The sequence below is a fragment of the Paenibacillus assamensis DSM 18201 genome (assembly GCF_000422445.1).
Lineage (GTDB): Bacteria > Bacillota > Bacilli > Paenibacillales > Paenibacillaceae > Paenibacillus_B > Paenibacillus_B assamensis.
Map to the genome: position 1 here is coordinate 752,054 of NZ_KE383837.1, position 21,632 is coordinate 773,685.

General features: G+C 45.3%; 25 protein-coding genes. 1 reads left to right on the plus strand and 24 read right to left on the minus strand.

What is annotated here, in order from left to right:
* Positions 1-276 precede the first annotated feature (276 nt).
* The 21 genes from H580_RS0117735 to trpC all read right to left on the minus strand — a co-directional run bounded on the left by H580_RS0117735 (position 277) and on the right by trpC (position 18,155).
* Entirely contained in the window at positions 277-564 is a 288-nt protein-coding gene (locus H580_RS0117735; RefSeq protein WP_028595976.1) for a hypothetical protein, read from the minus strand.
* A 149-nt stretch (positions 565-713) separates the two neighbouring features.
* On the minus strand, positions 714-1,232 hold the full coding sequence (locus tag H580_RS0117740) for a GNAT family N-acetyltransferase (RefSeq protein ID WP_028595977.1): 519 nt from the start codon (positions 1,230-1,232) through the stop codon (positions 714-716).
* Positions 1,233-1,293: 61 nt separating this feature from the next.
* Positions 1,294-1,479, minus strand: coding sequence for a hypothetical protein (locus tag H580_RS26270; RefSeq protein WP_157282977.1), 186 nt, complete (start codon positions 1,477-1,479; stop codon positions 1,294-1,296).
* Positions 1,473-1,832 (minus strand): hypothetical protein, encoded by a 360-nt coding sequence (locus H580_RS0117750; RefSeq protein WP_028595978.1) that lies wholly within the window; start codon positions 1,830-1,832, stop codon positions 1,473-1,475. Before H580_RS0117750 ends, H580_RS26270 begins: the two co-directional genes overlap by 7 nt.
* Positions 1,833-1,897: 65 nt before the next feature.
* Positions 1,898-2,374 (minus strand): GNAT family N-acetyltransferase, encoded by a 477-nt coding sequence (locus H580_RS24685; protein ID WP_051217524.1) that lies wholly within the window; start codon positions 2,372-2,374, stop codon positions 1,898-1,900.
* A 353-nt stretch (positions 2,375-2,727) separates the two neighbouring features.
* A complete protein-coding gene (locus H580_RS0117760) occupies positions 2,728-3,168 on the minus strand; it encodes an NUDIX hydrolase (protein WP_028595979.1) in 441 nt (146 codons plus the stop codon).
* Between the two features lie 62 nt (positions 3,169-3,230).
* Positions 3,231-4,160, minus strand: coding sequence for a DMT family transporter (locus H580_RS0117765; RefSeq protein WP_028595980.1), 930 nt, complete (start codon positions 4,158-4,160; stop codon positions 3,231-3,233).
* Positions 4,161-4,278: 118 nt separating this feature from the next.
* Entirely contained in the window at positions 4,279-4,974 is a 696-nt protein-coding gene (locus H580_RS0117770) for a B3/B4 domain-containing protein (protein ID WP_028595981.1), read from the minus strand.
* 105 nt (positions 4,975-5,079) lie between these two features.
* Positions 5,080-6,426: a nucleotide sugar dehydrogenase gene (locus tag H580_RS0117775; protein ID WP_028595982.1), complete on the minus strand. Its 1,347-nt coding sequence runs from the start codon at positions 6,424-6,426 to the stop codon at positions 5,080-5,082.
* Positions 6,427-6,462: 36 nt separating this feature from the next.
* Complete coding sequence (locus tag H580_RS0117780) at positions 6,463-6,891, minus strand: DUF6917 domain-containing protein (RefSeq protein WP_051217525.1); 429 nt, start codon at positions 6,889-6,891, stop codon at positions 6,463-6,465.
* Complete coding sequence (locus tag H580_RS0117785; protein ID WP_028595984.1) at positions 6,888-7,808, minus strand: Gfo/Idh/MocA family protein; 921 nt, start codon at positions 7,806-7,808, stop codon at positions 6,888-6,890. The genes H580_RS0117780 and H580_RS0117785 overlap by 4 nt, the downstream gene beginning before the upstream one ends.
* Before the next feature lie 21 nt (positions 7,809-7,829).
* Positions 7,830-8,972: an Ldh family oxidoreductase gene (locus H580_RS0117790; protein ID WP_051217526.1), complete on the minus strand. Its 1,143-nt coding sequence runs from the start codon at positions 8,970-8,972 to the stop codon at positions 7,830-7,832.
* Positions 8,969-10,303: a M20/M25/M40 family metallo-hydrolase gene (locus H580_RS0117795; protein WP_036605403.1), complete on the minus strand. Its 1,335-nt coding sequence runs from the start codon at positions 10,301-10,303 to the stop codon at positions 8,969-8,971. Before H580_RS0117795 ends, H580_RS0117790 begins: the two co-directional genes overlap by 4 nt.
* Complete coding sequence (locus H580_RS0117800; protein ID WP_051217527.1) at positions 10,303-11,211, minus strand: sugar phosphate isomerase/epimerase family protein; 909 nt, start codon at positions 11,209-11,211, stop codon at positions 10,303-10,305. The genes H580_RS0117795 and H580_RS0117800 overlap by 1 nt, the downstream gene beginning before the upstream one ends.
* Positions 11,204-12,331 carry a DegT/DnrJ/EryC1/StrS family aminotransferase gene (locus tag H580_RS0117805; RefSeq protein ID WP_028595988.1) on the minus strand — a complete coding sequence of 376 codons (1,128 nt, stop codon included), beginning with the start codon at positions 12,329-12,331 and terminating at the stop codon, positions 11,204-11,206. Before H580_RS0117805 ends, H580_RS0117800 begins: the two co-directional genes overlap by 8 nt.
* Before the next feature lie 2 nt (positions 12,332-12,333).
* Positions 12,334-13,461 (minus strand): DegT/DnrJ/EryC1/StrS family aminotransferase, encoded by a 1,128-nt coding sequence (locus H580_RS0117810; RefSeq protein ID WP_028595989.1) that lies wholly within the window; start codon positions 13,459-13,461, stop codon positions 12,334-12,336.
* A gap of 5 nt (positions 13,462-13,466) precedes the next feature.
* Entirely contained in the window at positions 13,467-14,525 is a 1,059-nt protein-coding gene (locus H580_RS0117815) for a Gfo/Idh/MocA family protein (protein ID WP_028595990.1), read from the minus strand.
* A gap of 15 nt (positions 14,526-14,540) precedes the next feature.
* Positions 14,541-15,194, minus strand: coding sequence for a phosphoribosylanthranilate isomerase (locus tag H580_RS0117820; protein WP_211224417.1), 654 nt, complete (start codon positions 15,192-15,194; stop codon positions 14,541-14,543).
* Positions 15,195-15,290: 96 nt separating this feature from the next.
* Complete coding sequence (trpA, locus tag H580_RS0117825; protein ID WP_028595992.1) at positions 15,291-16,106, minus strand: tryptophan synthase subunit alpha; 816 nt, start codon at positions 16,104-16,106, stop codon at positions 15,291-15,293.
* Positions 16,103-17,305, minus strand: coding sequence for a tryptophan synthase subunit beta (gene trpB / locus H580_RS0117830; RefSeq protein ID WP_028595993.1), 1,203 nt, complete (start codon positions 17,303-17,305; stop codon positions 16,103-16,105). The genes trpA and trpB overlap by 4 nt, the downstream gene beginning before the upstream one ends.
* Positions 17,306-17,348: 43 nt before the next feature.
* Complete coding sequence (gene trpC, locus H580_RS0117835; RefSeq protein WP_028595994.1) at positions 17,349-18,155, minus strand: indole-3-glycerol phosphate synthase TrpC; 807 nt, start codon at positions 18,153-18,155, stop codon at positions 17,349-17,351.
* Positions 18,156-18,652: 497 nt separating this feature from the next.
* Between trpC and H580_RS0117840 the strand changes: the two genes are divergently transcribed.
* A complete protein-coding gene (locus H580_RS0117840; protein WP_028595995.1) occupies positions 18,653-19,393 on the plus strand; it encodes a LytR/AlgR family response regulator transcription factor in 741 nt (246 codons plus the stop codon).
* A gap of 77 nt (positions 19,394-19,470) precedes the next feature.
* On the opposite strand, the gene H580_RS0117845 is transcribed toward H580_RS0117840, so the two are convergent.
* From H580_RS0117845 to H580_RS25580, 3 genes are read right to left on the minus strand one after another with little or no spacing between them, the layout of a single operon-like run.
* Positions 19,471-20,052, minus strand: a complete 582-nt coding sequence (locus H580_RS0117845) for a histidine phosphatase family protein (RefSeq protein WP_028595996.1) — start codon at positions 20,050-20,052, stop codon at positions 19,471-19,473.
* 45 nt (positions 20,053-20,097) lie between these two features.
* Positions 20,098-20,526 (minus strand): GNAT family N-acetyltransferase, encoded by a 429-nt coding sequence (locus H580_RS0117850; protein ID WP_028595997.1) that lies wholly within the window; start codon positions 20,524-20,526, stop codon positions 20,098-20,100.
* Positions 20,523-21,359, minus strand: coding sequence for a hypothetical protein (locus H580_RS25580; RefSeq protein ID WP_051217528.1), 837 nt, complete (start codon positions 21,357-21,359; stop codon positions 20,523-20,525). Before H580_RS25580 ends, H580_RS0117850 begins: the two co-directional genes overlap by 4 nt.
* Between the last annotated feature and the right edge of the window lie 273 nt (positions 21,360-21,632).

Genomic DNA, 21,632 nt, shown 5'->3' on the forward strand with positions numbered 1-21,632 from the left:
TGAAAATGCGCTTATGCAGAAGGTTTATGCGCAAAAATGCATTTATTTTATCAACTTTTCCACTTTTAAGTGCAAATTGAGGAAAATTAATGCACTTTTGTCCCAATCTCGCTCAAAATGACGTTTTCTACTTAAAATAGCTGCACTTTTGTCCATATCATCATGGTTTATCTACAATACTGAAAATTTCGGCTGTTGGATATGAACTTGATTTATGCTTACCATACAGAAACATCTAAGTATAGGCAGGATAGCGGCCTCCGATAGCGTAGAAGCTTATTTCTGTACCAGTAAAACTAACTCATCCATCTCACATTGAAACAGCTGACGCTCATGCACACTCTGTTCCAATGTTCTCATATACTTTCGATCCAGCAACTTTTCTCTAACTTGCACATTGGAATGAAATAAATTGCGGTATCGTTCATCCTCATACAAGAGATCAAACCATTCCTGCTCCTTCACCAGCTTTTTAATCCGTCGATCAATACGGCGCTCCCTAGCCTCCGCATCCTCTCTGAAGGTTAAAAACACGTCCAACAAACCAACCAGCAATTCCAGCAAAGCACCGATAATAATCCCCTCCAGCTACACTGTTTTACGAAGGTATGTCCTATCTGCGTTAGCGGATAATGATGAAAATACACAGCCTTCCGCTGGGAGCTAGGTGTCGGAGCTGGAGGCAAGCCAAGCTTGACTCCACATCCACTCAGCTATCCCATAAAGCAAGCAGGATATTGAAGCTCACCTTGAATCGTGCCTAATTGTCCCTCTTGCAGCTCACGCACCATAAACACATGATCTGGTACAGGGAACTGCTTCAGATCCAATCCATGCGAGCGCGCCGGTACAAATCCAAACTTCGGATAGTAATCCGGATGTCCGATTAACAGCACTAGCGGATAGGCTAGCTCTGCTGCTCGCTTCATTCCTTCAACTATTAGCTTGGAACCGACCCCATGCTTCTGATGAGAGGGCCTCACACCAATTGGAGCTAAAGCAAGCACCTCCTGTTTGCTGCCAGAAGGAGTGACAACATGTGCCTTGCTGAGTAGCACGTGACCAATAATTTCTTCGCCTTCTACAGCAACTAAGGAAAGCTCAGGTACGAACGTATCTGACGTGCGGATTCGCTCCACTAGCGCAGATTCCTCATCTTTGTTGTTGAAAGCCATATCATGTAACGCGTATACTTGTGCATAATCTTGCGGTGTCTCTACTCGAATAATCATAGGTAGACGATGACCTCTTTTTCTATAAATTGATGAGAACGATGAAGCTTCCTTGTCAAAATCACGATGGCCAGTTCGCTTGCTTCCTGATCAGCTTCACAAGCGCCATTTTCTCCGCTTCTGGAATTGATTCTGTCAATCGTGCGGCTGCAACAGGCAATATCCAGCGTTCTATTTCTTCTCTTTTCATACGTGAGCAAACACAATACTGTTTCAAATAAATGCACAGCATCACTTTTCTTACCACATGCATAGCTGCTGTCGAAGCGCATCGGGTGCCTTTTGCTGATGGATGCTTACATGCAGTTTAGCCAACTGTTTCGTAAGCGTCCCAATACGCCACGGATTTGATGCCAACTGCTTAAGCAGCGTATCTCCCACGACTTTTTGAAATACGATACCACTCCTGCCGTCTACTTCTATCATTTCCAATGGCTTTGGCGTTAAGACGCCTGTGGCAGAGACAGCTTGACTCACACGATACTCCTCTACGATGACAGATTTAGGCATGGATTCATGATACCATTTCAGCACATTTCCATCTGCATATTCATATACATCTGCCGTCCGCCCCTGCCCTATGATTCTCCCCATAGTCATTATCCATTCTCCTACTTATCATCGTATAGGCGTATTTTATACACCTATTACAGCGTGTTAACACTTTAATCGACTAAATCTAGCTCCCACTTCTCTTCCACCAACTCTTGTCCAGATAACTGCTTAGAAGTAGTCTCGACCAGTCTGAATCCATAATGTGTGTATAGCTTTCTTGCTTGAATGAGATCAGAATGAGTCCAAAGGATAATCCGCTTATATTGCCGTTGTTCGCTAAATGTGATAGCTTGTTCCATCAACTGTTTGCCGAGGCCTTGCCCTCTCGCATCCGGTTCAACTAAAAACCAACGCAGTCGGGCAGTATCATGGTCCACACGTGCGATACCTATCATCCCCTTTGGCTCAACGTCCATTTCAGCTATCCAAATATGTTCTTTCTCCCGATTTGCTTGGCTAACAAAGTCGTGCACCGAATCATGGATATAGGCTGCGAATGTATGGTCAAACTGGTACTCTTCCTTGTAAATACGGATGTGTGATTCAATCACATAATCTTTATCCTGATCCCTGAAAGCGCGAATCATAAAGCTCACCTCTTACAACGATTTATGTTTTGGAAAACTAATAAATAATCACATACTTGTCTATGTCTATGTCTATGTCTATGTCTATGTCTATGTCTATGTCTATGTCTATGTCTATGTCTATGTCTATGTCTATGTCTATGTCTATGTCTATGTCTATGTCTATGTCTATGTCTATGTCTATGTCACTTCATCATAGCCGATTAATCTTCCAGTGGAAATATATGCTTCATACTACAAAGTCAATAAAAAAGAGACTGCTTCTAACGCGAGTTCATAAGTGTTCATAACAATCCATAAAAATCCGCGCAGAAACAATCTCTGTCTTTGTTCATTTTTTTGTATACCACTCACTATGAGCCGAATCCTTTTCGCCCTTGGTCGTAATAAGGAATCTCTTGTGCTCGTTCAATAAGACGGCTTACACCATCCTTTATGTATGGCATGCGCTCATCCGCTTCGTGCAGATCTACCCATGCAATATTGCTAATCTCATCAGGTCGGCTCAACTGCTCCTGCCCACCCACGATACTCGCTCTGAAGGTAAAAAATATGGCATGCTCCTGAATATCTTCAAACCTACACTCATTTACAGCCACTAAACCATACACGTTAACCGTGTAGCCCGTTTCTTCCATCGCCTCACGAATCGCAGCTTCCTCCAACGTTTCCCCTACCTCGACCGCTCCACCAGGCAAAGACCAGCGACCATCATGATCGTGATTTTGTACCATTAACACTTTGGATTTCGTTTCATCCGTAATCAAACTATAAACTACATCCACTCGTCTCATCGATTTCTAGTCCTCCGTGTCGTATCAACTGTTGTTTACCAGCCTAAATCTCTAAGCTACGTTTACGCTCCAATTGCAGCTTTATTCTCTTCTGCCTTCGAAGGTATCGAAGAGATTACGATGGCAGCCAGGACACAGATTATACCAGCTAAGTGACTCCAGTGGAATGGCTCTCGCAGGAAAATATACGAGAATACGAGCGAGGACACGGCTATCAAACCAGTAAACACAGCTGACGTACCTGTCGGTACAAGAGAAACACCGTAATACCACAAAATAAAGCCGAGCACCGTGACAACTACCGCATAATACAAAATGTACGTCCAATCCAAAATAGTTGGAAGTGCAAAATCAAACGTAAATGCTTCATATATACCGAACGGAAGGAACATCAAAAATCCAAGCAGCGTTACAAAAGTAGCAATAGCCAACGGGGATAGCCTCGCCGATAAAACTTTACCGAAAATCGTAAATAGCGCCTCCCCAATCACAGCCAGAAATACGAGCATATTTCCTAACCACACAAGTGATTCAGAGCCTGCAGCTGTGCTTGTATCTACATCCAACTGATTCAGTTTCAACACAGCTATTCCGATAACTGCAAGTGCAACACTTAACCATTTATAAAGCGATAGTCTCTCTCTTAAAAATAAAAAGGAAATGAGTGCAATAATCATCGGTGTCGTGCTCATAATAACACCGCTCTCGCCAGCCGATGTATATTTTAGTCCGTATAATAAACAAATGCCGAACCCGAATACACCTGTCAGTGATTGAACAAATAGCCAAAAGCGGTCTCTTGGAATAATCTTTGGAATACCCTCTCGTACATATAACAGCAAGAGCAAAATAACCGCTGCAATCCCACAGCGTATCGCAGATGCTAGATATACAGGAAAGACAGCCGACACTTGCTTGCCAATGACAAAAGAACTACCTACCGTAATCATCGCAATGCTCATCGCCCAATACGCTTTTGCATTTGTAGACATGAAAGTAAACCTCCCTCTTTATACGAAAATAAGGCGCTCCCCCTAATTAAAAACTAGGAAGTGGAACGCCATCGCAAAGTTGCGAGTTAATAGATAGCTCCTTATAAAGGACAACGAATTAGTTTACAGCTTGCTCTAAGCATTCAATATCGTAGGCACGGCCAAGAATTTCAATAGCTGTATTCAGCGATTCGGCTATATCCTGCTCGTCAATGCCTGAAACCTGACAACCCAGCAACCAAATAGTAGCTGTATTTGCAGTTACTTTTTGCGATTCTCCATCACGGTAACAGAAGCGAGACAACACTTTCGCATCGTCGGCCAGTACCAATACGTCCGCAGGCAAAGCTGCTGCTTCGCTTTCACCAAGTCCTTGAAACGGTTCGCCTCCTTCTGTAAAAGCAAGGCGAAGCTTACCTTCCACAGCGTGGGCATCGAATACGCCTAACGGAATCAGATGCTGAATTGCTGCAACATTTATCGCATCTACAATGGGGTGAATGGTTGGAATTTTATCGAGCTCGTCCTTAATGAAGAAGCGTTGAAGTAAATTTTGCACAGATGGTGGGGTTTTCTTCGGGTTTAATCCAATCTGAGTATACAGCTGCTGATAGGCAGCAATACGAGGTTGTTCGCTGACAGCCGACTTAACCATCCCTTTCCACTGCTCGTGGATATGATGCCAATCTTCGGTCAGATTTTGTTCAAGTGATTCATCATTCTGCTTAGGGGAAAGCTGCAAGAGGCAGCCATACACCTTCACATCATTTAAATGCTGCTGCACACGTTCAGACATCGGTATAACACTATACATCCATAAATCCTCCTGGTACCATTTAAGCTATTTGCTGTCGAATCATTCATGATAACGAGAGGATAGTACCATTAATATCCAATTTAGTCAATGATCCAAAAGAAGTTACAGCGCTACAAGCAAACGATCCTGCTCAAGTGTCAACTCATCGCCAATTCGCAGTACATTCGGTGCTTTCAACCCTGCAAATGCGTTACGCGTGTCCAAAATAGCAGCACCAGAATCTGCAATTGCGCGCACGTTGTATACAGCATGTGACGTCAAGAAGACGATGCAATCATATTCGCCAAGCTCCGCTTCATTAACCGTTTGCTCGATTTCCACCTTGTTACCGTGCTTATCGGACATCGAATCGCACACCGGATCATTAACCGTCAACACGGCGCCTTTTTCCTTCAACAATTCGTAGATCTCCAAACTCGGCGATTCACGCAAATCATTAACGTTAGGCTTATAAGCCATACCGAGAAGAAGGATACGAGAGCCGTTAATGCTTTTGCGCTGCACATTCAACACTTCAACAACCTTTTGGATAATGTACCTTGGCATATTACGGTTCAAATCCTGCGATAGCTCGATAAATCGGCTGAAGAAATTTTCCCCTTTCGCCTTCCAAGACAAATACATCGGATCAAGCGGTATGCAGTGTCCACCTATCCCTGGACCCGGATAGAACGGCATAAAACCGAATGGTTTGGTCGAAGCAGCTTGAATGACTTCCCATACGTTGATGCCCAATGTATCGCACATGAGAGCAACTTCGTTAATAAAAGCAATGTTCACGCTGCGGAACGTATTTTCTAACAGCTTGGACATTTCTGCTGCTTTCGTTGTCGATACAGGTACGACGCGCTCGCAAATGGAGCTGTACAGTATCTCTCCTAGCTTCAAACAAGTTGGCGTAGTCCCTCCAACAACTTTTGGTGTGTTGCGGATCGAATACGTTTGATTGCCCGGATCAACACGTTCAGGCGAATAGCACAAATAGTAGTCTTTTCCAACGAACAGCCCTTCTTCTGCAAGCACATCGGCAATACGTTCATCTGTCGTACCCGGATACGTCGTGCTTTCTAATACGACCAACGTACCCTTTTGCAAATACACACTCAATTGAGCAACAACCGATTCGATGTACGTAAGATTTGGCTCCTGCTGTTTGCTTAACGGAGTAGGCACGCAAATGCACAAAGCATCAAACTGCTGAATAGCCGAGAAATCGGTTGTTGCCATGAAGTGGCCGCTGAGCAGAACATTGCAAATATCGTGATCCTCAACATCAGATATATAAGAACGCCCCTCATTGAGCATCCCCACCTTTTCCGCACTAAGATCGACGCCTGTTACTTCATAACCTTCTTGTGCAAAAGCGACAGCCAACGGCAGACCGACATATCCCATCCCTATAATTCCGATTCGCGCTTGCTTAGCAAGCAATTTCTTCTCCAGCGTCATAAGCCACCTCCATAGCTCTATTTGTCTGTCCACTATTTAATCAAATGTACGACCTACAAAAGAAATTTGCGACTCTACCGTTAGTGAAAGCTCAGATGCTGTAATAGGTTTCTCAACCGCGACAATGATATTGTAGTGGTTCGGATAGTGGCACTCGTCGAAGCCCAACACTTCTCCGATCCGCTCGCCATTAATCCATACTCGATCGCCACGCTCCACAATTCCTCCACAGTGAAGCTCAGCAAATCCGAGAAACCCTACTCTATCAATGCGATCACCACTTCTCGCTTCATGATGGTCGGTGGTCACGATTTCATGAATTTCACGCTCTTGCACGCAGCGTGTCTCATGCTCGATCAACTGCATCCCTCGCTGCTCCTGCTTATGGAATAGCAGCTTAACAAATGATCCGATAACTGTGCGCTTCACAACTGCTGCTGTACGGTTACTAAGTGTATGGGTCATACACGAATCGCCTCTGCCTCATAGGTTTCATGGACGAGACGAACCGCATCATAGCCGTCTTCACCGTGGCAATTGCCCTCTTCTATTTTCGCAACGAAGTCCACTAGAATCGCTTCATACTCATGGAACAAAGACGATTTGAATTGTTGGAAACCGTCTAACATATCGATATAAATTTCGCCGCCATCTTTGAACACGATCCGTACATCCTTCTGCTCTCCATTCGGATAAGCCCAGTCCAGATCGACCGTGACAGGAATACCCTCTTCCGTCACCAGCTCCACACGTGCCTCCATATCAATATTGCGCTCATCCCTTGTGATATCAACGGATTGAACTTTCATATGACCAAGGAAAAATGCCAACGTGTCATAGACATTCGGACCATTATCCGCCACGCATCCGCCTCCGCACCGTTCAGGCTGCAAATACCACTGATCATCTCCGGCATGCTCTTCAATTTTCTCCAAGTAGCTGGCAGTTACAAAAGACACGTCCTCCAAAGACGTCAACCGCTCCAGCGCTTTCTCGAAATGCACGTTGTAACGCCTATGGAAAGCAGTAAACATCGTCAATTTCGCCGCACGTGAAAGTTCTACGAGCTGTCTCGCCTCATCCAGCTTGAGCGTCATCGGCTTCTCGCAGCATACATGCTTGCCTGCCAGAAGCGCCTGCTTGCATATTTCAAAATGCTTATCGTTAGGCACATTAATAACAACCGCATGGATGTCATCCCGCTTCAGCAGCTCTTGATAATCCAAATAACTACTGATCCCTTTTTCACGAAACGGCTGGAGTCTGCTCTCATTCAAATCGCACACAGCCGTCAAGACAGGGTTCGACAAACGATTCGTTAGTGCATCTACATAGTATTTTGATATAACGCCCATTCCGATCATGCCTATGTTAAGCTGCATCTCATATCCTCCTCTATTACCTCAAACGTTAGCTATGATTGTTTCACGCGCTGGAGCTGCAATTTTAAGCTTATCTGCCAACTCCAACAACTGCTCATACACATGCACATCCAGTGGAATTCCTATTGGGGAACTGCTTCTTTGCGCTTCCAAGTAACCTGGATAAACGACTTTCTTCTCTGGGGATCGGGTCGGGCAGTTCAGCAGCGTTTGCAGCATGTTGTCCATATGCGTACCGAATTCGAGAAGCGGTCGAAACGCCTCTACTTGAATGGCGAGGAAAAAGTGGCCGATATTTTGATCTTCCACAGCATGAGAGGCTCCATCCTTCTCCAAGAGCTTCGGACTAGGACCGACATGTGAACCCGATAAGATACCGCATAAAATATCAACGACTAGCGCAAGGCCATAGCCTTTTGCTCCGCCTGTCGCAAGCGAACCTCCGAGCATTTGCAAATGCCCTGTTCCATCTTCGTAAGCTTGCGGATCTGTAACGGGATTGCCTGCTTCGTCAATGAGCCAGCCTTCTGGAATGGACTCGTCCCGAAGCTTCGCGGCCCGAATTTTGCCTGTCGCCACAACAGTAGTGCTCATATCCAGTACAAATGGAGGCAGATGCTGAGCAGGCGCGCTTACGGCGATTGGATTCGTCCCCAACATATTGACCGTTCCATTCAAGGGGCGAGCAATCGTCTGCGAACCCAGATTCGTCATCGCGATGCCAATCATACCCGCATCGAGCGCCTGAGCTGTATAATAGCCAGCGCTGCCAAAATGCGAGGAATTGCGAACGACGACACAGCCAATGCCCGTCGCGCGCGCTTTCTCGATCGCTAGCTCCATCGCTCGCGCTCCTGCCACAAGACCTAGCCCCTGCTTGGCATCCAGCGTTGCTGTTCCGAGCGTTTCTGTTTCAATCGAAAATTCAGCCTGCGGATTAATACGACCATCCTGCAGCCGAGCTACATAAATGCGATCCAAATTCGTAATGCCATGCGTATCAAAACCTTTCTCATCCGCATAGCACAATACATCTGCCGCCGTACGGCTGTAGTTTTCCGATACCCCACAAGCCTGAAACACTTTGGTTACAAATTGATGCAAGGGCTCAGATTGAACATAAACCACTTCTGTTTGCTGTTGCGTAAGCTCCGTTCCTGTCATGCAATCGTCTCCTTTACAGATTGGTCTTGAACGATCGGTACATACGAGTGGAGCAGGTGACGAATGGAACTGGCATACTCCTCCAACTGCGCCCTCGTTATCCACTCACCGTCTGCATGGGCCAAATTTTTCTCCAGACTTCCAGGGCCATAAACAATGGTATAGCTCTCTTCACGTTGTGCCCACATGGCATCGCAGGTAAAGGTTTCATGCAAATGATCATCCGTACTTCGCTCCAAGCCTAGTGCCTCTAAGAAGCGCTCCATCAACTCATCTCGATTATTCAGCACGGGCAATCCCTGCTTCACCCATTCCAAGCGACATATTCGCTCTGCATCTTTAGCTGTTAAAGAAGAACCATCAATGGCACTGAACGTATCCGAGAATCGTCCCACTGCATTAGCAAACGCGTCTTCGATCCATAATCGGAACTGCCGTCCTGCTTCCATAGACAAATAAGCAAAGTTCAAAAGCAGTTGTCCGCTTCCATACACTTTGTTGTGCATCTTTCCGGTATGAAGACCTGCCAAACACATTTTTCCTCCTGCTTCTGTGATTGGCACCGATAGATTCGCAAACAATTGCTGAGCGATAAAACCAAGCAGCAATGTAGCATTATGCCCACTATGGGGTGCATCATCGGTTGCGTCTTTCCCTTCAACAACGATTCTTGCTGTCATTGAAGTCGTCGATTTGTCAAAATAGACACCGTCCGAAGGTTCGGCAAATACATTCAATCGGCCGTACCATCCTTTATCAACAAGCACCTTCGTGCCATACACACCCATCGCGCCGCCTTCTTCACCCGATACACATTGGATGATGATTGTGTACGTATCGAGTAGGTATGGCTTGTCCCGCAGAGCGGCCTCAATGCCAGCCAACAGCGCTACACCAGGTCCTTTCATATCTACCGCTCCACGTCCAACAAACGTTTCCCCATCATACGTAACAGGGAATGAGCCATCTACCGTATCCATATGAAAATTGAAGACAAGCGTTTGCTCTGGTGGACGCTCCGGTCCGATGCGAAGCACAAGATTAGGCTGAGACGACCAAAATGCATCGCCCATGCGTGACGCCCGCTCCTTCACAGATAAAGGAACTTCCTCCCCTTCCAATAAAGCTGGATTGGGAGGCTCGTGTATAACGATATGAGCACCTGTTCGCGCAAAGGCAAACGAGGCATATCGCTGCTGAGCCTCACCTATTAAAGACGGTTGCCCCGTTTCCATAGGCGAAACGGTGTCATAGGCAAGTAGTTCAAGTAGAAAAGCTTCGTAATCGGATGTGAATAATGGAGATGTTCGAGATGCACAAGTGGCGTCCACTATACAAATACACCTCCTGATTGCGTTTCTGTTTGTTGGAGTTCATCCAGCAGGCATTCTAAGCGACGGCCGTAGGCGATATATGATTGTTTCAAACTGCCACCGTCTGTCTTGCTCTGCTGTTTCAAATGTGGAATAAGATGCAAATGCGGTTCAATAGCGAAGATTCCTGAATAATGATGTTCAAGCAATAAGCGGATCGATTCTCTCACACGAGATTGCCCTGCTCCTGGCAAAGCATAAACAGCCTGCTCATTTTCCAAAATGCCATCCTTTATGTGAACGTGGGCGACATAAGGGAGCACCTTTTTCAAATACTCATGGGTATCATAGCGATAGGCAATACCGTTTCCTGTATCAAATAGAAGACGCAGATGAGGAGAATCAATGGTTTTCACCAAATCCAACGCATGGTCTGCCGAAGTTCCTGCCCATCCTGCACAATTCTCATGAAGCAGAATGAGGCCAGCATTCGCTGCCATTTCAGTTAGGCGGCTTATACGCTCAATGACGTTACCCCTCCAGACCGATTCAGGCAAACCATCATTCGGATAAGACATAATCCGGATATATTTCGTACCAAGTGCCGGCACCCTAGCTGCCAACCGTTTCAACTCCTCTGCATCCCATTCGAAGGGTGCCGTGATGGGACGCTCCCAATTCGCGATACGTGAGGAAACAACGGTCACCTGCTTATGAGCTGCCTCGATATCGAGTCGGATCGCTTGGAAATCTGCTTCCTCAATATCTGCAAGCGAACTTCCATTCACCATCCGAATCTCTAGCTCACGCCAGCCCAATTCTTCATGGGCTTGAATTTGATCACGAAGCGAGGCACCCGCTTCATCACTTAGTCCTGACAAAACGATGCGCTGTTCATCCCTATCGCCACCATACACCTTAAACATGGACGGCTACCTGATGGGCGTGAGCGAGAACCGCCTCTATGACGAGATCAATATGTTCATCAGGCATTTCCGCATACAGCGGCAAAGCAAGCGACTTCTTCGTCAACGCTTCCGCATGCGGGAAATCACCTTCCTTATGCCCTAAATAAGCAAAGGCTGGTTGCAGCGGTAGCGCAAGCGGATAATAAATTTGGGTCTCAATACCCCGTGCATGCAAGAACTGCTGCAATTCATCACGTCGCTCGCTTTGCAGCACATACGTATAGTACACACGGACATAATGATCGTCGGTTACGATACGAATGTCTGGTGCTAAGCTTGCAAACGCCTCGTTATAACGAGCAGCAATCTGCGCACGACGCTCGATCAACTGACCCAGCCGCAGGAGCTTATGCTGCAAATAACGAGCTACCACTTCATCCATACGATGGTTGTATCCAAGATGATGATGGAGGAAGCGAGTAATGCCGTCCTGCCCGTGGTTGCGCAGCATCCGACAGCGTTGTCCCAAGTCATCATCATTGGTTACGATAATTCCCCCATCGCCTATGCCGCCAAGCGGCTTCGCTGGAAAGAACGAATACAACCCGCTATCGCCTAGCAAACCAGCTTTCGTACCGTTCATACTAGCTCCTAACGCGACAGCACTATCCTCCAGCACATGCAGCTGATGCCGATCCGCGATCTCTCTAATCGCAGACATATTAGCCATAACGGAGAACAGATGCGTTGGAATGACGACGCGGCTATTCGGTGTAATTTTCGCTTCCAGATCAGTTGGATCCAGCATACCTGTCACGGGATCCACATCGACAAATACAGGACGAGCTTGCAGCAGCGCAATTGTACTAGCTGTAGAAATAAAAGAGAATGCAGGAGTGAGCACATCTACACCTGGACCAACTCCTAATGCTCGCAATATAACACTTAAAGCTGTCGTTCCATTTGACACGGCTACTGCATGCTTCGCCCCTGTATAAGCACGAATCGCTTGCTCAAAGTCAGCCACTCCCTCTTTCAAAATAAAATTATCGGAGAGACCTACCTGAAACACAATATCTTTGATGATGTCACGATCTTCCGCATATCTCGCACCATAGTTGAAAAAAGGAACGCTCATTCTTACACCCCTCCTTCGTAAAATTTGTTAATGGCCTCACTAACCGCTGCAACGCCTTCCTCCGTTAAGTCAGGATAGAGCGGCAGCCCAACCGTTCTCGTACAAGCCAGCTCCGCATGAGGCATGCTTCCTTCCTCATAGCCAAGTGATGCAAAGCAAGGCTGCGTATGCAAAGTTAACGGGTAATACACCTCTGTACCAATTCCGTTATCCGTCAAATACTGTACAAGTTCATTACGGCGATCACATTCGATTACATACACATAGTAGACAGGATTCGTTGTATCTTGCCTCTCTCTAATGGATGGCGTCTGGACATGTGGATTCGAAGCAAGATAGTTATTATATAACGCTGCTAAATGCGCACGCTTGGCAATCTCCTGTGATAAAAAAGGCAACCGCGATAATAGTACAGCGGCCTGTATATCATCCATCCGACTGTTATACCCAACCTCATGATAAACATATGGAACCCCTTCATCCTGACCATGAATGCGCAATCTGCGTACCCGATGAGCTAGCAAATCATCATTCGTAACAATAAGACCTGCATCACCAATTGCTCCTAGTGTTTTAGTTGGAAAAAAAGAGATGACACCAGCCTGACCAATTAAACCAGCATGCACACTGTCATGAAACATACCAATCGCCTCAGCACTATCTTCCAACACTAACAATCCATGCTTGTCCGCAATACGCTGAATCTCCTTCATATCAGCCAACTGCGTAAATAGATGAACGGGCATAATCGCCTTTGTATGCTCGGTAATTTTACGTTCAATATCTTCGACTGAGATGCTGTACGTAACGGGATCAATATCGACAAATACAGGCGTAGCCCCTACATGCCCAACACTTGAGGCAGAGGCAAAGAACGTAAAGCATGGTACGATCACTTCATCACCAGGTCCGATTCCAGACGCCTTCAGCATAATAATAAGCGCATCTGTCGCATTGCCGACCGCTATACAATGTTTCGCTCCTGTATAAGCTTGCATCATCTGTTCAAACTTTTTCACAGTTGGTCCATTCGTAAACTGTCCTGATTCAAAAATCTTATCCAGCTCTTCTTCGATTAACGGCCATTGGCGTCTAAATGAAGCCGCACCAGAGAAAAATGAAATTGTCATATCGTTCACCCCGTTTTTACAGTTTCAAAGTGCACACCTGCACCATCATATAACTCCTGTTCTGCTTTAGACAGCATAAGACCGCATTTCATCTTAGCCTCACATAACGTAGCAACGACTCGCGCGTTAAAGGCCAAGTCACTTTCAGGCTTAGCACACAGTCCATCAAAGTAACGATAATACTCCACAAACATCGCCGACAGCGGATCATCGTACATCACTTGCTGTTCGATAAGCACCCCATCTTTATCGTAGATTTGCAGCCAAGAGTAGCTGTCATCCTGTGCACAAGGAAAATAACCTACGACTTGATGGTTGGCAAAATAGAGACGAATCGTCCGCTTGCGGATCGGAGAGGCAAGGTTGGAATTGAGGCGAGAAGTTAGCCCTCCTGCATGCAGCAGTGAAATGTGAGCGGTCCCGAGATTCGGTACGACCGCACCTTCCACATGCATATCTGTAACAGAAGCTTGTACCACATCCGCTTGCGCGCCACCGAGACTAAGAGCCAATGCAGCCAGATGTGGAATTTCTACATCTAATGCACTGTCATGACTCATGTTGGACAAAGTGCGAGTCAATCGGGCTTTGTCCTGCTCTGCCACAATAAGCGTAAGCGGTCCGTATCGATTTGAACGAACAATGATTCGAATCTGCGCCGTCAAAGAACTAGACAGCCAGTTCGCTACAACAAGAACGTCCAATCCATACTGCCTTTCTAATTGCTGTATTAGCTCCAACTCGGCCAAAGTGGAAGCTAGCGGCTTCTCGACCATGAAATTTTTATATCCATGCTCTGCTGCTTGCCGCAGCGTCTCCGCATGCAGTTCTGGTGATGTACAAATATGAACGACCGTGTCTTCTGGCGCGAAGTCTACTACATCCTTTACATTTCGGAAAAAAGCAAGGGAAGGCTCTTGGATATGACTTGCGTAAGGATCAACGACGCCCACTTTTGTATCAAAAAGGCCTGTATGCCGTTGATCGGTATGAAGCTTGCGCAAACAATGCAAATGCAAGCCGCGGCCAGCTCTTCCAAATCCAAAAATCAACGATTTTTTCATGGATACAGCTCCTCTTCAATCGCTTACAAGATGTGCTTCTAAACTAGCAGAATGCACCTCTTGCACGAATTTTCGCATTTTATAGCGGTCCTTCACACCTTCAGTTTCCACACCACTGCTCACATCAACAGCGAATGGTCGAACTTGCTCTATAGCTCTCGCTACATTGCCTACATGCAAGCCGCCTGCTAAAATAATCGTCCGCCTTTCACTTACCCCAACAGCAAATTTCCACGGGAATGGCTGACCCGTCCCGCCAGTTGCACCATCAACATGCGTATCCAGCAAAATAGCTCGCACGTTATTCTCATGAGTGTACGCACTTATTTGAGCTAAATCGTCCTCATCCCGAACGGAAATAGTTTTGACGACAGGTCGTATCACCTGCTCACAGTATTGTGGAAATTCTTGTCCATGCAGCTGCACGAGATCCAAGTGACAGTACGCTGCAATATCATTTACAATATGAAGTTCTTCATTAACGAAGACCCCTGTCGTTGTCACATAAGGCGGCAGCAATTGTATGATCCGTCTTGCTTGCTCCGGTGTCACTTCTCGCTTGCTGCTCGTAAATACAAAGCCTATCGTATCGGCACCTGCATCGACAGCAGCTAACGCAGCTTCTATTGTGGTTAACCCGCAAATTTTCACTCTAACGATAATCAGCACCTCCTTGCATCGTAACTATAACAACCAGTCTATTCACGAAGTCATTCCAGCACCGCAATTGAATAGATTAACCTCTATACGAAGCTTCATATACAGCTACACTCGCTCCACGGCAACTCGCCTTGTCGCACTTTTTAACTGATGTACAAAAGCTCGCACATCCTGCTCTACCGTCTCCGATGAAGCTTGTTTAATGACCTGAATAAGCGCACTTCCCACAATCGCTCCATCTGCATAGCTGCTAACTTCCTTCACATGCTGCGCATTGGAAATTCCGAAGCCAACTGCTAGTGGCAACGTTGACTGTTGTCTAATTTGATGAATAAAGCCAGGTAGTTCATTAGGCAGCGACTGCCTTACTCCTGTGACACCAGCAACCGAAATGCAGTACAAAAATCCACTTCCCTGCTTCACAACAGCAGCAGCGCGCTCTTCACTCGTTGTAGGTGCAAGGAAAAAAATTAAGTCAAGCCCATGCGGCTCAAACTTCTGTACCCAAGGCTGTGCCATCGTAGAAGGCAAGTCTGGGATAATGAAGCCGTCAACACCTGCTTCTACTGCTTGGGCTGCCAACCTCTCTAGACCATAAGCAAGGAAAGAGTTGCAGTAGCCCATAAATACAATTGGAGTGTCTATGCCTGATGCGCGCAGCTTGCTGACCGTCTCAAGACAAATGTCCAAGTTGGTACCATTGTTGACAGCCTGCAAACAGGCTTCCTGAATAGTGGGGCCATCTGCTAGCGGGTCCGCATAAGGAACGCCCAACTCGATAATATCTGCCCCAGATTCCGCAATTGCACGAATTAACGACTCTGAAATGTCTAAGTTCGGATAGCCAACTGGAATATAAATAATTAGAGCGCCTTCTTCCTTTTCGCGCAATTGGGCAAACGTCTTTTCGATACGACTCATACCGTCACCCCTTCCAATTCCAGTTGTGCTAATCGCTCCAACCCTTCAATTGCCTGATTCATATCTTTATCTCCACGTCCAGATAAGTTAACGAGCACAATCATTTCTTCCGAAAGCGTTGGCGCCAGCTTCAAAGCATAGGCAACCGCATGAGACGATTCCAATGCGGGCAATATTCCTTCTGTACGGCATAAATATTCAAATGCTTTAAGCGCTTCACGATCATTAATCGACGTATATTCCACACGTCCACTATCTTTCAAGAAGCTATGCTGTGGACCGACACCTGGATAATCCAAACCCGGAGCTATGCTGTGTGTTTCAAGTATTTGACCGTATGCATCTTGCAGCATATAAGTAAAGCTTCCTTGAACGATGCCAAGCGAACCTTTCACGAGTGGGGCTGCATGTTTATTGCTCTCAATTCCTTCACCCGCAGCCTGTACACCAATCAGTTTCACTTCTGGATCGTCGAGAAACCCGTTAAAGATGCCGATTGCGTTGCTGCCACCTCCTACACAAGCAACTACATAGTCAGGCAGACGACCTTCGGCTTCAAATATTTGTTCTCTTGCTTCCTGACCAATAATGGATTGAAAATCAGCGACGATTTTTGGAAAAGGATGAGGACCAACGGCCGAGCCTAATAAATAATGTGTATCATGTACATTCGTAATCCAATCGCGAATCGCTTCACCGATCGCATCCTTCAGTGTTTGCTGACCAGCGTGAACGAGTCGCAAATCTGCGCCAAGCAACTTCATACGCTGTACATTCGGTGCTTGACGCGCAGCATCCACAGCACCCATATACACGACGCACTCAATTCCAAGCAAACTACAAACGGTTGCAACAGCGACCCCATGCTGACCTGCTCCTGTTTCGGCAACAATCCGCTGCTTGCCTATTTTCTTAGCTAACAATGCTTGTGCCAGAGCATTATTGATCTTATGGGCTCCCGTATGCGTCAAATCCTCCCGTTTCAGATAGAGCTTGGCCCCGCCCAGTTTGGAGGGAATCCGATGCAATGGAGTAAGCGGTGTAGGTCTTCCTACAAAATGCTTCAATATCGCAGCCACTTCGTTTCTAAAATTAACATCATCCTTAACCCTCTCGTACTCATGCTCCAATTCTTCTAAGTTGCGAATTAACGTTTCCGCGACGAACGCGCCGCCGAATTGCCCGAAAAATCCATTCATCTTCTTTACGCTCCTCCTTCGCTCTTGCGCTCAACATTCTCATTTATTGATTCGTCTTTACTTCATTTGCAACAGTTGCAAATTGACGAACTTGACTCACAATATCCGGTGCTTTAAGCAGCGCTTCTCCCACTAACATTGCATCAAATCCTAATTGCTCCGCTTTCCTTGCATCGTCCGGGCTAGCTAACCCGCTTTCACTGACGGTCAACGTTGCAGCTGGTAATCCAGAACGAATACGCTCAGAGCGCTTCAAATCAACGTCAAACGATTGCAAATCCCGATTGTTAATGCCGATAATAGCCGCGCCTGCTTCAACAGCCCGCTGAGTCTCTTCTTCTGTAAAGCATTCTACTAACGCCTGCATGCCAAGTTCATGGGCCAAGCCTATCATTTCTTGCAATTGGCTAGGGTCAATAGCTCTTACAATCATCAATACCGCATCTGCTCCCACTGACCGTGCTTCATATATTTGATAAGGATCAATAATAAATTCCTTATACATGACAGGAATATGAACCTGTGCATCATTCGCGATTAACTCCACAATCTCAGCACCGCCGCCAAAAAACTCTTTGTCAGCCAAAACTGATATTGCACGTGCACCATGCTCAGAATAAATGCGAGCCAATTGTAATGGATTATAATTTTCACGGAACGTTCCTTTAGAAGGAGACTTCTCTTTCACTTCCGCGATTAGCGATATTCCAGGCTGATTAAGAGCCTCATAGAACGGTCGCGGACTGCGCGCCTCTGCAAGCTTTGCTTGTAGTTCTTGCAATGGCTTGAGCCGAATTTTCTCTGCTACTTCCTTATGTTTGTTTTCTAAAATCTCATCCAACATAAACATCAATTAGTTCCTCCTTATCATTTGAACTTGAACATTTTATTGATATAATACAACTTGTCCCATGTGTTAAATCGGAATTAGGTGTTTGTTTTATCCCTAATTAAGAGATGACGAATGAAACGCATGCTATGCTTGCTCCATTTCAACTATCAAAATCTATGAAATAGAGGATGCAATTCAAACAATGGTAGAATTGTTGAATGGTCTGATTAACGACGAAAATAGAAGAAAATAGAATGTTGAAGTAGATTGAAAAATAGATCATTCACATATGAAGGAGGTGAAAAAACGATTGTGCAAGAGGAGTAATACTGCAACATCATTGACATGATTTACATTATGAAGCATCAATAAAATTACCATTTGCTAGAAGTGAATTTATTGTATACTATTGAATCCATTTTGGAAATAGCTTAATAGTATGCGGTGAATAATTGGATAGTAACTGGCGCGAAAATTGTCACAAGTCAAAATAGATAGAGTGGGAGGATTGAACCATGCCGCAGTTTACTACTATAGTTGCCATCCATGATGAAGACATGAGAGAAAGGGTTATGGCCTACGTTTCGTCACTAGGCAGTGCAAACATCCATATCGCCCGTTCAAAGAACAAACTCATTCAGCTATGTGTAGATTTGGAGCCCGACCTTGTCCTTACCAGTACACAACTAAAAGAAGAAAGCATGATTATGGCTTTTCACGAAATCCATCTTCGAGGGATTGATCCGCCCATATTATTTTTACAAGAAGAAGATACACTTCACCCTCTTCCTCAACACTTCTCAACAGACAAATTTGTCGTTTTGAAGCAGCTTTCCACAGAACAAATTGAACAAGGAATTCGACAACTGCTGCCCGCCAAATTTCATACAAAACAGCTAAAGCCCCATTATATCGTATGCAAACTCAAAGACCATTCCTTTTCTATCCGGGAAGATACGATTTTATTTGTAGAAAAAATTAGTCACTTGTATTCCGACATCGTTCTAACAGACTCCACACGCATTTGTACCTCGTCAACCTTGAAAGAGATCTTCACACAAGCAAAGAACCTATTTCAATCTCACCGCAGTTACTTAGTAAATAAGCTCCATATTCAAAAAATAGTACCTGATATGCTCATACCAGGAAACTACTCGATTGTATTACTTGAGTCTGCCTTCCACCCCCCTTTATCCAGAAGATACTATGAACGATTTGTACAACAAACCGTCCTGAACAATAACAAACCTACCTAACATGCAGCGACCCGGTGCCAGATCACATGCAGCAAAGATGCAGCATGCGTCCAATACCGGGTCGTTTCATTTGTATATTATTTGCTGTCTACATGAACCGTGCAATTGTAGAGCTCACACTGCCAAGTATCGTTAGACAGGACAATGTTAGATACTGAAGTATTTTTCAAACGAGTTTCCGCCTTATAGGTAGGCAGCAGCACTTCAAACAAATGTCTAATAAACGAGCCGTGGCCTACTAGTAGAACATTTTGTCCCGCATGCTTCTCCGTCACATCTTGGATCAATGACAAAATCCTTGCAAACACTTGCTCTTTAGGCTCCATGCCTAAGTCCAGCTCGCGCCAATTCGCGCCCCACTTCGCCACTCGTTCTTCCTCGGTCGTACCTTCGATAAGACCGCCATTTACTTCACGAAGCCTGTCATCCAACACGATATTCACAACGTTCATTTCACTGGCAATCGTCTCAGCAGTTGTCTTAGCGCGGGATAATGGACTTGTATAAATCACATCCCATTGTTCGTTGCTAAGTCGCGTTGCTAGCTGCTGCGCCTCCAACAAGCCGCTCTCATTAAGCGGGATGTCAGAGCTTCCTTGTGCTCTTCCTTCTTTGTTCCATTCCGTACTCCCGTGACGTATAATTCCTATTCTAGTCATTGTGCAACCTCATTATCGTATTTATGCTTCGTCTTCCTAAGAAAGTTAAACATATTTCTTAAATGCTTTACTTCCATTACCATCATACCCTAATCGAGTATAGAATTCATGCGCTTGTTGGCGCTGTGATTGGCTTGTCAGCATAATTTTTACACAATGAAGCTCTTTGCATAGCTGCTCGATATGGTTCATGAGCTTAGCGCCATAGCCTTTACCTTGGTATTGCCCCGATACGATCACTCGCTCAACAACAGCAAATGGCTGATGGCCACTTAGAGCATCATCACATACATGTAAATGAGCTGTACCAATAAGCCCATCTTCTTCTTCATAGACGAACAAATAACTGTTAGGATTGCGTCTAATGAATTCTATGCGTTCTCCAAGCACCTTAATATTAGGATTGGAAGGCAAAAGTTGTTTGTATAAACGCTCGATCGCTTCAGCGTCTCTTGCTTCCGCTTCTCTTATCATTTAACTACTCCAGCCTTGACTCGACCGCCTTCTCGAATAAGCCACTCTCCTGTTGCCCAATCATCAAACTCTGCTTCATCATCTTGTGCAAGGTAATATAGATCAATGCGAATGGTTAGCAGCTCATTCCATGGAGACTGGATTACCACAGAACGGAAAACTTCATCCAAACCCGGAATTGCAAATCCAGAAGGTCCAGGGAATAGCGCTTCCATTTCTTCTCTTGGAATATTGGTTTCTAGTGCAAATTGCAGCATAGGTTTGTTCGTATATTTATCATAAACAAGCTCAAATTTAGGCGATCTTTTTCGATCGAAGCTAGTAATATCTTCTTTGAACTCCGTTTCGTCAGCTGGAATAATAAACGGCCAATCTTCTTCTGGATAATGATAGACATTGCAATGCACTGCAAGTATGTTCAATACCCGCTCCCATTCTGGACGAGAGACAATTGAAGTAGGCAGATTGACCCCTGTATGATCCACGCCGATGATTCTTCCTTTTAACAAAGTATGGAGCTTATCGATCGGGAGATAGCTATCATGGTTACATTCTTCATTAGAAGCTGCAGCCGCCTTTGCTGCAATCGTTTCCAAATCTATCGCCAGCTGACGCTTATTCTTCACATCATCAAACGTAATCACGGGAAAGTTGACATGCTCCCCTCGAATTACAGTTGAAGGATAATATTGCTCTGGCATCAAAGTAAAGCGAATGGCATCGTTTTCTGTATTAGCTAAATCAAGGAACAGATCACCGAACAGATTTATCCAGTCTTTCTCATTTTCATTCGAATTTGGAAAAGCAATATTGATCGTTTGCAAGCGAGTCATATTATTTTCATCTCCTCTTCCGTTATGGTTCAACCTGTATTGTGCTATTTGGCTTCCCTGTCTTTCATATGGCTAAATTTGGACATCACTTACCTATTATACGCCTACGAACATCTGTACCTCAACTTACATTTCAATGTGAAACCAATTTTTATTTTCTATGAATGGAAATCGACAGATAGCAAAATAGCAAACAAGGGTTACCCCACTGCCATTCAGCATCACGGGGCAACCCTTGTTTATTAGTAGACTAGAAACATTATCGTCGTAACT

Coding starts and splice junctions, on each gene's coding strand:
- H580_RS0117750 (WP_028595978.1), bottom strand. CDS start 1,832: ATGACTATGGGGAGAATCATAGGGCAGGGGCGGACGGCAGATGTATAT.
- H580_RS0117840 (WP_028595995.1), top strand. CDS start 18,653: ATGCCGCAGTTTACTACTATAGTTGCCATCCATGATGAAGACATGAGA.
- H580_RS0117770 (WP_028595981.1), bottom strand. CDS start 4,974: ATGTATAGTGTTATACCGATGTCTGAACGTGTGCAGCAGCATTTAAAT.
- H580_RS24685 (WP_051217524.1), bottom strand. CDS start 2,374: ATGATTCGCGCTTTCAGGGATCAGGATAAAGATTATGTGATTGAATCA.
- H580_RS0117790 (WP_051217526.1), bottom strand. CDS start 8,972: ATGACAGGAACGGAGCTTACGCAACAGCAAACAGAAGTGGTTTATGTT.
- H580_RS0117780 (WP_051217525.1), bottom strand. CDS start 6,891: ATGACCCATACACTTAGTAACCGTACAGCAGCAGTTGTGAAGCGCACA.
- H580_RS0117760 (WP_028595979.1), bottom strand. CDS start 3,168: ATGAGACGAGTGGATGTAGTTTATAGTTTGATTACGGATGAAACGAAA.
- H580_RS0117785 (WP_028595984.1), bottom strand. CDS start 7,808: ATGCAGCTTAACATAGGCATGATCGGAATGGGCGTTATATCAAAATAC.
- trpC (WP_028595994.1), bottom strand. CDS start 18,155: ATGTTTATGTTGGATGAGATTTTAGAAAACAAACATAAGGAAGTAGCA.
- H580_RS0117800 (WP_051217527.1), bottom strand. CDS start 11,211: ATGTTTAAGGTGTATGGTGGCGATAGGGATGAACAGCGCATCGTTTTG.
- trpA (WP_028595992.1), bottom strand. CDS start 16,106: ATGAGTCGTATCGAAAAGACGTTTGCCCAATTGCGCGAAAAGGAAGAA.
- H580_RS0117740 (WP_028595977.1), bottom strand. CDS start 1,232: ATGATTATTCGAGTAGAGACACCGCAAGATTATGCACAAGTATACGCG.
- H580_RS0117850 (WP_028595997.1), bottom strand. CDS start 20,526: ATGATAAGAGAAGCGGAAGCAAGAGACGCTGAAGCGATCGAGCGTTTA.
- H580_RS0117815 (WP_028595990.1), bottom strand. CDS start 14,525: ATGAAAAAATCGTTGATTTTTGGATTTGGAAGAGCTGGCCGCGGCTTG.
- H580_RS25580 (WP_051217528.1), bottom strand. CDS start 21,359: ATGACTCGCTTGCAAACGATCAATATTGCTTTTCCAAATTCGAATGAA.
- H580_RS0117810 (WP_028595989.1), bottom strand. CDS start 13,461: ATGACAATTTCATTTTTCTCTGGTGCGGCTTCATTTAGACGCCAATGG.
- H580_RS0117805 (WP_028595988.1), bottom strand. CDS start 12,331: ATGAGCGTTCCTTTTTTCAACTATGGTGCGAGATATGCGGAAGATCGT.
- H580_RS0117845 (WP_028595996.1), bottom strand. CDS start 20,052: ATGACTAGAATAGGAATTATACGTCACGGGAGTACGGAATGGAACAAA.
- trpB (WP_028595993.1), bottom strand. CDS start 17,305: ATGAATGGATTTTTCGGGCAATTCGGCGGCGCGTTCGTCGCGGAAACG.
- H580_RS0117775 (WP_028595982.1), bottom strand. CDS start 6,426: ATGACGCTGGAGAAGAAATTGCTTGCTAAGCAAGCGCGAATCGGAATT.
- H580_RS0117765 (WP_028595980.1), bottom strand. CDS start 4,160: ATGTCTACAAATGCAAAAGCGTATTGGGCGATGAGCATTGCGATGATT.